This is a genomic window from Rhodoligotrophos appendicifer, from assembly GCF_007474605.1.
GTDB lineage: Bacteria > Pseudomonadota > Alphaproteobacteria > Rhizobiales > Im1 > Rhodoligotrophos > Rhodoligotrophos appendicifer.
This window is the reverse complement of the sequence record NZ_VHKL01000006.1, coordinates 107,289-119,709: the sequence shown is the minus strand read 5'-3', so window position 1 is coordinate 119,709 and position 12,421 is coordinate 107,289. Positions and strand designations below refer to the sequence as shown.

Below are 12,421 nucleotides of genomic sequence, written 5' to 3'. Positions count from 1 at the left end.
CATGGCCGATCGGATCCGCCTGCGCCAGATCTGCCTCATGACGGCCGCGCTCGAACCTGCGATCGATACGCTGATGGAGGTCTTCGGGCTCACTGTCTGCTACGGCAAGGCCGATCTCAGCCGCTACGGGATCGCCTATGTGCCGCCACCGCCCTTCCAGGCCGAATTCTTCGCCAAACACGGACTTGTCAGCGCGCAGCTGCCGATCGGCGAGACGTTCCTTGAACTCGTCGCCCCGACGCGCGCCGACACACCCGCCGGCCGGTTTCTGGAACGGCGCGGGCCGGGGGGCTACATGGTCATTACCGAGGTGGAGGATACGCGTCTCTATGCGGCCCGGATCGAGGCTGAAGGGGTGAGGCTCGCCGGTACGGTCGATTATCCCACTTATCACGAACTGCAACTCGACCCCCGGGACATGGGTGCGGCGATCCTCTCCTTTTCCATGCAGCGCGAGGGCAGGCCCTTCGACGGCGGCTGGTATCCGGGCGGGCCGGATTGGCAGAGGCGGGCTGCCCCCGGCTTCACTGCGATCCGTGTTGCAGAACTGGCCGTCAAGGCTCCGGCGGACGTCGCCGCCAAATGGGGCGCCGTGATCGGACGTCCCGTGGTCGAGCAGGACGGCATTGCGCGGATTGGGCTCGAAGGCTCCGAAATCCGCTTCGTCCCAGATGTGTCGGGTCGGCCCGACCGGCTGGACAGTCTTCATATCGAAATGGATGATTTCCGGGCGGCGCAAGAGCGGGCGCGCGCCAAGGGGCTCTGCGTCGAGCATGGCGGCATCGGCTGCAACGGCGTCACCTTCAAGCAGGTCTCCGCGCCATGGCAATGATCGACATCGTCTTCACCCTCGTCAACGGTCTTGCTACGGGCATGGCCGTGTTCCTGGTGGCGGCCGGCCTCACCTTGATCTTCGGCATCCTCAAGATCCTGAACTTCGCCCATGGGGCGTTCTTCATGATCGGTGCTTATGTTTCGTATTCGATCATCGGCAGCAATCCGTCCTCACTCTGGCTCTTCGTCGCTGCCGCATTCGCCGGCGGGATCGTGGTGGGCGCCCTCGGCTATGTCGCAGACAAGATTGTGCTTCGGCGCCTGCGCGATGTGGACGAAGCCTATATGCTGATCGCAACCTTCGCGGTGCTGCTCGTCTGTTCCGGTGTAGTCAAGCTGATCTGGGGCGTCGACTACGCCTCGGTCAATCCGCCGCCGCTGCTGGACGGGGCCGTGGAAATCGGCCAGTTGTTTATTCCAACCTATTCAATTTTCGTCATTATTTCCGGCCTCATCGTCTTCATCCTGCTGGATTTCGCGATCCATCGCACCTGGCTCGGCAAGCTCCTGCAATCGGTCGCCAATGACAGTTGGATGTCGGGGCTCCTCGGCATCAACGTGCCGATCGCCCTGACCGCCACGGTGATCGTGAGCTTCATGCTGGCGGGGCTCGCGGGAGGCCTCTTGCTGGCCAACCAGACCCTGTCGCCGATCCTGGGCGAGAGCTATCTGCTGCTCGCCTTCATGGCGGTGATCATCGGAGGACTCGGCAATGTGCGAGGCGCCTTCATCGCCGCCGCATTGCTCGGCATCATCGAGAGCGGCAGCTCGCTGATCCTGCCCAACATGCCGGGCATGGCCACCTATATCTTCGTCATCGCCTTCCTGCTGGCCAAGCCGCAAGGGCTGCTCGGAGCGCATCGGATATGAAAGCGGCCAAGATACTCGCCCTGGTCGCTGCCGCCCTGGCGTTTGCGACCCTGCCGCTGTGGGCGGATCAGGGCATCATGTTCCTCGCCGGCCTCGTGCTGATCGAGGCTGTGTTTGCGCTGTCCTGGAACCTGCTGTTCGGGTTCACCGGACTTGCCAGCTTCGGCCATGCCGCCTTCTTCGCCATCGGCGCCTATCTCACGGGCTATGCCCTGCGCACCGCCCTGGGCGTGCCCTTCCTGCTGCTGATCATGGGCTCCGGGATCCTGGGCGCAGCGGTCGCGGTGCTCACCGGCCTCGTTCTGCTGCGCCGGACGACCGGCATCCATCTCGCGATCTTTACTCTGGCCTTAGCGGAAGTGCTGCGCATCATCATCGGCTACAGCACGGTGCTGGGCCGAGAGGACGGGCTCGCCTCGATCCCCAGACCCGCTCTGGACTTCGGTTTCGCCACCATCAATCTGGCTTCGGGGACTGCGTATTACTGGTTTCTGTGCGTTGCGGCGAGCCTCCTTGCGGGCCTGCTCTGGCTCGTCTGCCACGGGCCCTTCGGCCGCGTCCTGGTCAGCATCAGGCAGGATCCGGAGCGCGCGGCGTTCATGGGCGTCAACGTTCCGGCGTACCGGCTGCTGGCCTTCACCATCTCCGGCGGCGTGGCCGCCATGTCGGGCGCGCTTTATGCGCCCTGGGCGCAGATCGTGACGCCGGAATCGGCCCATTGGATCCACTCGACACAGCCGATGTTGGCCTCGCTCCTCGGTGGCGCACATTCCTTTTACGGTCCGATCATCGGCACGGTCCTGTTCTCGGTCATCAACTATCTGACACGCGACCTCGTCGGGCTTGCCGAGCTCGTGATCGGCCTGATCCTGCTCGTCATCGTTCTGGCCGCTCCCAATGGGGTCGTCGGTCTCCTGCAGGCCGCCTGGCGCCGGGCGACGCGGTCGTCCCGCACTCCAGAGGCGATGCCCCAGTCGGTGGGGGACGCCACATGAGCACGCTTCTCAAGGTCGCGGACATTCACAAGCATTATGGATCCCATCACGTCCTGAAGGGCATCAGCCTCGAAGTGGAGGAGCGCGAGACTTTCGCCATCATCGGCCCCAATGGGGCGGGCAAGACAACGCTGTTCCGGGTGATGACGGGGGAAGTGCGCTGCGAACGCGGCCGGATCGAATATGCCGGCCACGACATCACGGCAACGCTTGCCCATAGGCGGGTCCAACTCGGCATCGGCCGCACCTTCCAGGTGGCTCGGGTCTTTCCGGACGTGACAGTCGCAGAGAACATCGTGGTGACCATCGAGGCGCGCCGCCGCAACCGCGGGGAAAACGCTCCGGCCTGGTACCAAGTCGCCCCTTCGCGGCAGACGATGGAGGAGGTCGAGCGTCAGCTGCTTGATCTGGAACTGTGGGGCAAGCGGGACATTCAGGCGAAATTCCTCTCGCATGGGGACAAGAAGCGCCTGGAACTGGGGATCGCGCTCGCCGGCAATCCGCGCATCCTCATGTTGGACGAGCCCACCGCAGGCATGTCGCCCTCGGACCGGATCGCCACCACCGAGCTGATCATGCGGCTTCGGGCCCAAAACGGCATGACGGTGGTCATGACAGAGCACGACATGGACGTGATCTTCGGTCTGGCAACGCGCATTCTGGTGATGAACCAGGGAGAGACCATCGCGGTCGGGACCATCGAGGAGGTGCGCGCCAATCCCACCGTTCGCGATGTCTATCTGGGTAAGGAAATGTACGGTGCTGACAGTTGAGAACCTGAACGCCTTCTACGGCGACAGCCAGATCCTGCACGGCATCACGATCAATGTCGAGGATGGGGGACGGGTCGCGGTGGTGGGCCGCAACGGCGCAGGCAAAAGCACCCTGTTCAAGTCGATCATGAATGCCGGTCCCCGGGTGCAGGGTCGCGTCTCCTGGAACGGAGAGGATCTCGGCCGCTCGCCGAGCTTCACCCGCGTGAGGAAGGGCCTCGCCCTGGTCCCGGAAGATCGCCGGATCTTCGGTCATGTGACAGTGCTGGAAAACATCGCCATGTCCCGCTACGGCGTCGCCAACGGTGAGACCGCGCTGGATCCGGAGGCGGTGGTCAACCGCTTTCCCATGCTGGTCCCCATCAAGGATCGGCTCGGCGGCCAGCTCAGCGGCGGACAGCAGCAGATGGTGGCCGTCGCGCGGGCGATCGCAGCACGGCCCAAGCTGATGATGCTGGATGAGCCGACCGAGGGGCTCGCCCCGGTGATCATCGAGCAATTGGCGCGCGACGTGGTTGCCGTGTGTAACGAGAACAAGGCGGGCCTGCTTCTGTCGGAGCAGAATCTATGGTTTGCCAAGCAGTGCACCGACAGGCTGTATGTGATCGACACGGGAAGAGTGGTATTCGAAGGCGACTGGGCGACGCTGGATGCCAATGCGGATGTCAAGCAGCGTTACCTCGCCCTTTAGGATCCCCTCATGGCCAACGCGATGCGTGACCTCGGCTCATTCGACTACATCGTGGCCGGCGCCGGCTCGGCCGGCTGCGTCGTGGCCAATCGCCTCTCCGCAAACCCCCGCAACAAGGTCCTGGTGCTGGAGGCGGGCGGCCATGACCGCTGGATCTGGTTCCACATCCCTGTGGGCTATCTCTTCGCCATCGGCAACCCTCGCGCCGACTGGATGTTCGTGACCGGCGAGGAGGCGGGCCTCGGCGGCCGGTCGCTTGCCTATCCCCGCGGCAAGGTGATCGGCGGATCCTCCGCGATCAACGCCATGATCTATATGCGCGGCCAGGCTGCCGATTATGACGGCTGGCGACAGCTCGGATTGAGGGGCTGGGGCTGGGACGATGTGCTTCCCTATTTCCTCAAACACGAGGACCACGCCGCTCCGCCCAATTCCCTGCATCGGTCGGGAGGCGAGTGGCGGGTGGAGAACCCGCGCATCAGCTGGGAGATCCTGGATGCCGTGCGGGATGCTGCCGAGGCGGCCGGCATCGCCAAGATCTCCGACTTCAACACCGGGGACAATGAGGGCTCGTCCTATTTCCAGGTGAACCAGAAACTCGGTCGACGCTGGAGTGCTGCCCGGGGCTTCCTCAAGCCTGTTCTCAACCGTCCCAATCTGCGTCTCGAAACCGGTGTCCATGTAGACCGCGTGACTTTGGAAAATGGACGCGCGACCGGCGTCGTGTTCTCGCGGGACGGTGAAGTTTTCCATGCCAAGGCCGCCGCAAGCGTGGTGCTGTCGGCCGGCGCGGTCGCTTCGCCAGTGATCCTCGAGCGCAGCGGAATCGGGGATGGCGAGCGGCTCTCCACCCTGGGCATTGAAGTGATGCATCATGCGCCGGGGGTGGGAGAAAACCTGCAGGACCATCTCCAGATCCGGCCGGTGTTCAAGGTGTCCGGCGTGCGAACCCTGAACACCGATTATGCGAACCTGCTGCGGCGCGCGGGAATGGGTCTAGAATATCTGTTCCGGCGCCGCGGCGCCTTGACCATGGCACCTTCGCAGGTCGGCATCTTTGCCAAATCGTCGGGTGACTACGCGACTGCCAATCTGGAATTCCATATCCAGCCCCTGTCGCTGGACAAATGGGGCGACGGCCTGCATTCGTTCGGTGCGTTCACGGCGAGTGTCTGCAATCTGCGTCCCTCAAGCCGCGGCAGTGTGCATGCGATGAGCCGCGACGCGGCGGCTCCGCCCTCCATCCGCCCGAATTATCTGGCCACGGAGGAAGACCGGCAGGTGGCGGTCGACAGCATGCGTCTCACACGCCGGATCATGGCACAGCCACCGCTGGCCCGATACCAACCCGAGGAGTACAAGCCGGGGGCTCAGTTCCAGAGCGATGAGGAGCTGACCAAAGCCGTGGGCGAGATCGCGACCACCATCTTCCATCCGGTTGGAAGCGCGAAGATGGGGATCGAGAGCGATCCCATGGCGGTCGTCGATGAGCGCCTAAGGGTGAGGGGCATCGAGGGGCTGCGTGTTGTCGATGCCTCGATCATGCCGCGGATCACTTCGGGAAATACGAACTCGCCGTCGGTCATGATCGGGGAAAAGGGTGCAGCGATGATCCTCGAAGATGGTCGAGGTTAGCCGTATCCGCGTTCACGAAGACCACGAACGGGGGCAAATTGCCACTGAACCGAGACGCCTCAGTCGCCGGTAAAGGTCGGCTTGCGCTTGCTGAGCATGGCTGAGATCGCTTCCTTGTGATCAGCCGTGGCATGGCTCAGAGCCTGCATCGCGGCGGACATCTCAAGGATCGTGGCCAGCGAGTTGCGGGACGCCTCGCGCAGAAGCCGCTTCGTCATGCGCATGGCGTGCGGCGGGTTCGCCGCGATTTTTGCGGCTATCACATGCGCCTCCTCGAGCAGTTTGTCATCGGGGACAATCTTGGAGATCAGGCCACAGGCCAGCGCCTCGGGTGCCTTGATCAGATCCCCGGTGAGCGCCATTTCACAGGCCTTCGAGAAGCCGACAATGCGGGGCAGGAGCCAGGCTCCGCCATCGCCGGGAACGATCCCGATTTTCACGAAGCTCTCGGCAAAGGCTGCGCTCTCACCGCCGATGCGGATATCGCACATGCAGGTCAGATCACAGCCCGCACCGATGGCTGGACCGTTCACTGCAGCGATGACCGGGACCTCCAAGGCCTCGAACAGGAGCGGCAGGCGCTGGATGCCGTAGCGGTAATTGCGGCGTGTCTCAGCAGGCAACTCCGCATTGAGGCCGCCGGCCTCTCCCATCTTCTTCAAGTTGCCGCCCGAGGAGAACGCGCTACCGGCACCGGTGAGGATCACGGCGCGGATTTCAAGATCCGCATCGCATCGGCACATGGCCGATTCCAGCGCATCGATCATGTCGGGATCGGAGATCGGATTGCGGACCTCCGGCAAATTGAGAGTGAGCGTGATGATCGCGCCGTCGCGGTGCTCAAGGATGAGATCGGACATAAGACTTTCCTGGTTCATGGGTCTTGCTGCCTCTTAGCCTAAAGCCAGAGGCAGGGCGACCTTTCAGGTTGCTGCTGTCCGATCTTTCAGGAACGGTCGATTCCTGTCACATCATGGTTTCGGCCTCGTCGAGGGCCTTCGTGCAACCCGCGCTGTCGCCCGCCGCGTCGGCGGCCTTCGCCTCTGCAACCTTGTCACTGAGCAGCTTGGGATCATTCATGGTCGCCGCCTGGCTGGCCGTGGCGCCGCCTTGCGTCTGCTGGCGCACGTCCGCCGCCGACGTTGCCGTATTGCCGACGGTCGCGTTCATCGCCGCGGTTGCCTCCGTCCCGGGTGCCGGTGCGGTGCTCGCGGAGCCCGTGCTGGTCGGACCGGAGCCCGCATCCCTCGAACTCAACGTCTTCTCGATCGCGGCGATGCGATCGGTGCAGGGGCCCGCCAATGCCGCGCCAGGGATGGCGACCAAGCAGGTCAGTACGGATAAAGTGAAAAGCCCGCGCATTGCTTCCTCCATCGGTATTCTTCATTGTCCCTGCAACAGCTGACTGCCAAGACGGTTCCACTTCGCGCGTCACGGGATGATCGAACGGGTGCGAAACAAGGGCTCGACAATCCATGCTTCCATCGCTTATCGGATGGTCGTCCGCTGCTGGCGGGCGGGCAATTGCGCAGGAGCTCGACGCCATGAACGGTCCATCCGACAGCCCCACTTACGTGTTCGAGCCGCTGCCGCTTCCTGCCGTTCCGGTGGCCGGTTCCGGAAAACTATTTCCGGTCCACAGGATCTATTGCGTCGGGCGCAATTACGCCGAGCACGCCCTGGAGATGGGCGGGGATCCGACGCGGGAGCCGCCGTTCTTCTTCCAGAAGAACCCGGATTGTCTCGTCGTGAACGATGGAAACTTCCCATATCCGACCCGAACCAAGGACGTGCATCACGAGATCGAACTGGTCATCGCGATCGGAGCCGGAGGCGACGACATTCCCGTCGATGCGGCCTTGGAACATGTCTACGGCTATGCGGTGGGCATCGACATGACGCGGCGCGATCTGCAAGGGGAGGCGAAGAAGCAGGGCCGGCCATGGGAAACCGGCAAGGCTTTCGAGGCCTCAGCGCCCTGCTCTGACATCATGCCGGCTTCGATCATCGGCCATCCGACCTCGGGTCCCGTCTGGCTCAAGGTCAATGGCACGCTCCGGCAAAAGGGCAATCTCAACCAGATGATCTGGAAGGTGCCGGAGACGGTGTCTTATCTGTCCGGTCTGTTCACGCTGCAGCCGGGAGACCTGATCTTCACCGGCACACCCGCAGGCGTGGCGGCCGTCTCGCGCGGCGACGAACTGCATGGTGGCGTCGAAGGCATCGGTGAACTGAGGACGCGAGTGATCTAAGCCGGCAGCTTTGCCGCTGCCGATTCTCTAAGAGAGATTGATTTCCTCAGCTGCGGTCGGCTACAGCTTCCCGTCCATCCGGAGGGCGCTGTGCATGTCCGATTTCGTCTCGAGCGACTGGGGCAGCCTGCTGCAGCGGCGCAATGCAACGGCACTGACGACACTCTGCCTCGGCGTCGGGCTCTATGCATTCAATACCTTCATCGTGGCGACCTCGCTGCCCAGTGCCGTGCGGGAAATCGGCGGCGTGGTGCTGATCTCCTGGGCGTTCACCTGCTATCTGGTGCCGGCGATCATCGGCGGGGCGGCGGGCGCATTGCTCAAGCAGAAATTCGGCGCACGGCATGCGCTCATCGCCTCGGCAGTGGTGTTCCTGGCCGGCATTGTCATCTCCAGCGTTGCCGGGTCCATGGTCGAAGTCCTCATCGGACGGGGACTGCAGGGATTGGGAGAAGGGGTGATCGCGGCCGTCTGCTACGCGCTCGTTCCCGAGCTGTTTCCAAGCCGGCTGATCCCCAAGGTCCTCGGCGTCGAGGCCATGGTGTGGGCGGTTGCCGCTTTTGGTGGGCCGTTCCTCGCCGGCCTTGCCACCGAGTTCATCTCGTGGCGCGCCGCCTTCCTCATCAACGTGCCCTTGGGGCTTGCCTTCATCGGGCTGGTTGTGCTGATCGTACCTTCGCAACCGAGCGGTGCGGGAGGCGGTTTTCCGCTGTTCCGACTGCTGGCGCTGGGTCTCGGCATCATGATGATCGCGGCGGCGGGCATCGTACCCGCACTCGGTGCTGTGGCGCTGGTGGGTTTGGGCGCCGCCATATTGGTCGCAGTGGGCTTGGCGGACCGGCGCTATGCCAACCGAATGATCCCGACGGGGGCCCTCAACTGGCGCAATCCGGTCGGGGCGGGCTTCTGGACCACGCTGCTGATGTTCCTGTCAGAGGCCGCAGCCGGGGTCTATGTGGTGATGTTCGTGCAGATGCTGTGGGAGCTTGGGCCCAGCATCGCAGGCGCCATCGGCGCAATCATCGCGATCGCCTGGAGCAGCTCGGCTCTTCTGGCGGCCCAGTGGCTGAGACCGAAACAGCGACGCGCCGCCATTGTGGCCGGGGTGACGCTGAATGCGGTGGGTGTGGGCGGACTGGCCTTGGCCATGATCAGTGGCGAGCTTGGGGCCGTCATCGCCTGCCTCATCATCATCGGGGTGGGGTTCGGTATGAGTTATGCCTATATCGCGCAGGCGATCATGGACGCCGCCCTCCCGGAGGAGCGTGACCAGGCTTCCGGGTTGGTGCCGACGCTGCAGTCGGTGGGCTATGCCATCGGCGCCGCACTGGCCGGCCTCGTGGCCAATAAATCCGGCTTGACCCAGGAGCTTCTGCGCGCAGACATGCTGCAGGCAGCCGTCTGGGTGTTCGGCATCGCAGGAGCCTTCGGACTGGTGGCCGCCGGCGTCAGCCTCAAAGTAAGGCCAGCCAGAGACATAGCCCATTAACGGCCAGCAGATCTCAAACCTTGCGGAACAGGGTATCGTGGACTCTTCGGAGCTCCGCCTTCTGGACTTTGCCCATGGTGTTGCGGGGAAGTTCATCCATGGTGAAGATGCGCTTGGGGACCTTGAACTTCGCAAGGCGCTCCGACAGGCTGGTGATCAGTTCGCTCTCGGATACGGCCTCACCGGTCTTGGGCGTCACGACCGCGATGACCGCTTCACCGAAATCAGGATGGGGCACGCCGATGACTGCGGATTCGCCAATCCCCGGCAACTCGTCGAGAAGACTTTCAATCTCCTTGGGATAGACGTTGAAGCCGCCGGAGATGATCAGGTCCTTTCCGCGTCCGACGATCGTCACGCGGCCAGCTTCGTCCATGACAGCCAGGTCGCCGGTGATGAAGAAGCCGTCTGGGCGGATCTCCTCGGCCGTCTTTTCGGGCATGCGCCAATAGCCTTTGAAGCGATTGGGGCCGTTCGTTTCCAGCATGCCGACTTCGCCCGCCGCCAGGGCATGGCCCTCCTTGTCGGCAATGCGCACCTCGACCCCCGGCAGGGCAAAACCCACCGTGCCGGCAAGCCGGTCGCCGAGGTAGGGGTTCGACGTGATCATGCCGCATTCGGTCATGCCGTAGCGCTCGAGGATGCGGTGGCCGACCCGCTGCTCGAACTCGCGGTGGGTCTCGGCCAGAAGCGGGGCGGACCCCGAGATGAAGAGGCGCATGTGGCGGGCGGCCTCGGCCGTGAAGCGGGGCTCGTTCAACAAGCGGGTATAAAAGGTCGGCACCCCCATCATGACCGTTGCCCGTGGTAACTCGGCAACGACCTGGGCGGCGTCGAATTTCGGCAGCCAGATGATCTCGGAGGTGTTCAGAAAGGCCGTGTTCAGCGCCACGTAAAGGCCGTGCACGTGGAAGATCGGCAAAGCATGCAGCAGGACGTCTCCGGGCTCGAACCCCCAAAGATCCTTCAGAGTGACGGCATTGGAGGACAGGTTGCGATGCGTGAGCATGGCACCCTTGGAGCGGCCCGTGGTGCCTGACGTGTAGAGCAGACCGGCGAGATCGTCAGGGTCACGGAAGGCGGTGTCCGCCGTGCTCGGCTGATCGGCGGCGAATTCGGCAAGGGAGCCTCCGCCCTCCGCATCCAGCGTCTCGACGGCCCCGACGCCGCGGCGATCGGCAAGATCTTCCATGGCAGCGCGGCGGGAGGGGTCGGTTACGATCAGCCGAGGCTCGGCATCGCCGACGAAATAATCGACCTCGGCCGCCGTGTACGCCGTGTTCAAGGGCTGGTAGACGGCACCCACCTTCATGACCGCGAGATAGAGCGCGACGTTGGCGATCGATTTCTCGACCTGCACCGTGACCCGATCACCGGTTTCAACGCTCAGCTCGCGCAGGGCATTGGCATAACGCCCAACCAGGGTCAGGAGTGCGCCATAGGTGACGGGTGCCCGCCCCGGCTGGGAGAAAGCGGGGCTGTCTGAAGCCTGCCGGAAGCGTTCCTCAAACAGCGCAAAGAGATTGGCGTTGCCGCTCATTGTGCTCCGTTTCGCATTTCGACACTGAGTTCGGGCTTGTGCGACAGGGTCTGGAAAATGACGCAATAGCGCTCAGTGAGTTTCAGAAGTGTATCGATCTTATCCTGGGGCGCGTCCGTGTCGACGTCGAAGCGCAGCCGGATCGTTTCGAAACCGACGGGCGCCCCCTTATCGACCCCCAAAGTGCCGCGGAAATCGAGATCACCCTCGGCGGTGACGGTGCCGGAGCGCAGGGGGATGTCCAGAGCGGTCGCAACAGCCTTCAAAGTGACGCCAGCACAGGCGACGAGGGCTTCCAGCAGCATATCGCCGGAGCACAGTTCAGCCCCGGTGCCGCCGGTTGCAGGATGCAGGCCCGCCATGGCGATGGCGCGCCCGGTCTCAACCTTGCAAGCGATGGACTGGTCATCGAGCTGACCGCGCGCCGTGAGAGTGATGCGGGCCGCGTCGGGAGCATCCTTGTAGCGGGATTTCAGCGGCGCCTGCAGGGCGCGAAGTTGATCGGCGTCCATGTGTTCTCCTGAGCCTTGTTGTCAGCGGATGATGTTCACCACCAGCCGCCCGCACCGATCGGTGCCTCCAGTGATTGCCCGGCGCCCTGATCCAAGGGCTTAAGGGAGCCGTCAAGCGCGCGCAATACCTGACGTTCGATGACGACGAATTCGTCACTCAGTCGATCCCGCGGCCTGGATAGAGGGACCGCAATCTCGGTGAAGATCCGGCCGGGATGCGGCTGCATGATGACGATGCGGTCGGCAAGAGCCACTGCCTCCTGAACATCATGACTGACCATCACCAAAGTCGGACGCTGAGCTTCCCAAAGGGCGAGCAGAGCATCCTGCAGACTTGCTCTGGTAAAGGCGTCGAGGGCCGAGAATGGCTCGTCCAGAAGCAGCACCTGGGGCCCTGCGACCAGAGCCCGAGCGATCGCCACGCGCTGCGCCTGGCCGCCGGACAGCTCGCGCGGCCAACGATCGCCATATCCGGTCAGGCCGAGACGGCCCAAGGCACGCTCGATCCGGGTGTCGCGCTCGCGCGCCGGAAGATCGTCGAGGCCGAAGCCGATATTTCCCGAGATGGTCAGCCAGGGCAGAAGCCGCGGCTCCTGAAACACCATGCCCACCGCCGGATGAGGGCGGTCGATAAGGAGGTCGTCGACTTTCACGACCCCGGCCGTGGGCTGGTCGAGGCCGGCAATGAGGCGCAGAAGCGTCGACTTCCCGCAGCCTGAGCCGCCGACCACGAGCACGATCTCTCCTGAGTCCACACACAGGGACACTCCGCCCAAGGCATGGGTGCCGTTCGGGTAGGTCTTCTCCAATCGATCGAGAATCAGCATGAC

The 12,421-nt window shown here is 63.7% G+C and carries 13 protein-coding genes; 8 read left to right on the top strand and 5 right to left on the bottom strand.

Annotated features, from left to right (window positions below):
- Window position 1: 1 nt before the first annotated feature.
- Genes FKM97_RS14610 through FKM97_RS14585 form a run of 6 tightly spaced genes read left to right on the top strand, consistent with a single transcriptional unit; the run spans window position 2 to window position 5,798 of the window.
- Window positions 2-832, top strand: coding sequence for a VOC family protein (locus FKM97_RS14610; protein WP_144293166.1), 831 nt, complete (start codon window positions 2-4; stop codon window positions 830-832).
- A complete protein-coding gene (locus FKM97_RS14605) occupies window positions 823-1,704 on the top strand; it encodes a branched-chain amino acid ABC transporter permease (RefSeq protein ID WP_246105093.1) in 882 nt (293 codons plus the stop codon). The genes FKM97_RS14610 and FKM97_RS14605 overlap by 10 nt, the downstream gene beginning before the upstream one ends.
- Entirely contained in the window at window positions 1,701-2,699 is a 999-nt protein-coding gene (locus FKM97_RS14600; RefSeq protein WP_144293165.1) for a branched-chain amino acid ABC transporter permease, read from the top strand. The genes FKM97_RS14605 and FKM97_RS14600 overlap by 4 nt, the downstream gene beginning before the upstream one ends.
- Window positions 2,696-3,472, top strand: a complete 777-nt coding sequence (locus FKM97_RS14595; protein WP_144293164.1) for an ABC transporter ATP-binding protein — start codon at window positions 2,696-2,698, stop codon at window positions 3,470-3,472. Before FKM97_RS14600 ends, FKM97_RS14595 begins: the two co-directional genes overlap by 4 nt.
- Window positions 3,459-4,163, top strand: a complete 705-nt coding sequence (locus FKM97_RS14590; protein WP_144293163.1) for an ABC transporter ATP-binding protein — start codon at window positions 3,459-3,461, stop codon at window positions 4,161-4,163. Before FKM97_RS14595 ends, FKM97_RS14590 begins: the two co-directional genes overlap by 14 nt.
- Before the next feature lie 21 nt (window positions 4,164-4,184).
- Window positions 4,185-5,798 (top strand): GMC family oxidoreductase, encoded by a 1,614-nt coding sequence (locus FKM97_RS14585; protein ID WP_205015069.1) that lies wholly within the window; start codon window positions 4,185-4,187, stop codon window positions 5,796-5,798.
- A 59-nt stretch (window positions 5,799-5,857) separates the two neighbouring features.
- Here the strand turns inward: FKM97_RS14585 and FKM97_RS14580 are convergent, their stop codons facing one another.
- Together FKM97_RS14580 and FKM97_RS14575 are read right to left on the bottom strand one after the other, a co-directional pair.
- Window positions 5,858-6,658: a crotonase/enoyl-CoA hydratase family protein gene (locus tag FKM97_RS14580; protein WP_144293161.1), complete on the bottom strand. Its 801-nt coding sequence runs from the start codon at window positions 6,656-6,658 to the stop codon at window positions 5,858-5,860.
- 106 nt (window positions 6,659-6,764) lie between these two features.
- Entirely contained in the window at window positions 6,765-7,160 is a 396-nt protein-coding gene (locus tag FKM97_RS14575) for a hypothetical protein (protein ID WP_246105092.1), read from the bottom strand.
- A 182-nt stretch (window positions 7,161-7,342) separates the two neighbouring features.
- On the opposite strand from FKM97_RS14575, the gene FKM97_RS14570 reads away from it, so the two are divergent.
- Window positions 7,343-8,050 carry a fumarylacetoacetate hydrolase family protein gene (locus FKM97_RS14570; protein WP_144293160.1) on the top strand — a complete coding sequence of 236 codons (708 nt, stop codon included), beginning with the start codon at window positions 7,343-7,345 and terminating at the stop codon, window positions 8,048-8,050.
- 94 nt (window positions 8,051-8,144) lie between these two features.
- Window positions 8,145-9,539, top strand: a complete 1,395-nt coding sequence (locus tag FKM97_RS14565) for an MFS transporter (protein WP_144293159.1) — start codon at window positions 8,145-8,147, stop codon at window positions 9,537-9,539.
- A 13-nt stretch (window positions 9,540-9,552) separates the two neighbouring features.
- Here the strand turns inward: FKM97_RS14565 and FKM97_RS14560 are convergent, their stop codons facing one another.
- Genes FKM97_RS14560 through FKM97_RS14550 form a run of 3 tightly spaced genes read right to left on the bottom strand, consistent with a single transcriptional unit; the run spans window position 9,553 to window position 12,418 of the window.
- On the bottom strand, window positions 9,553-11,079 hold the full coding sequence (locus tag FKM97_RS14560; RefSeq protein ID WP_144293158.1) for a malonate--CoA ligase: 1,527 nt from the start codon (window positions 11,077-11,079) through the stop codon (window positions 9,553-9,555).
- Window positions 11,076-11,591, bottom strand: coding sequence for an OsmC family protein (locus FKM97_RS14555; RefSeq protein ID WP_144293157.1), 516 nt, complete (start codon window positions 11,589-11,591; stop codon window positions 11,076-11,078). The genes FKM97_RS14560 and FKM97_RS14555 overlap by 4 nt, the downstream gene beginning before the upstream one ends.
- Window positions 11,592-11,626: 35 nt before the next feature.
- Window positions 11,627-12,418, bottom strand: a complete 792-nt coding sequence (locus FKM97_RS14550) for an ABC transporter ATP-binding protein (RefSeq protein WP_144293156.1) — start codon at window positions 12,416-12,418, stop codon at window positions 11,627-11,629.
- Between the last annotated feature and the right edge of the window lie 3 nt (window positions 12,419-12,421).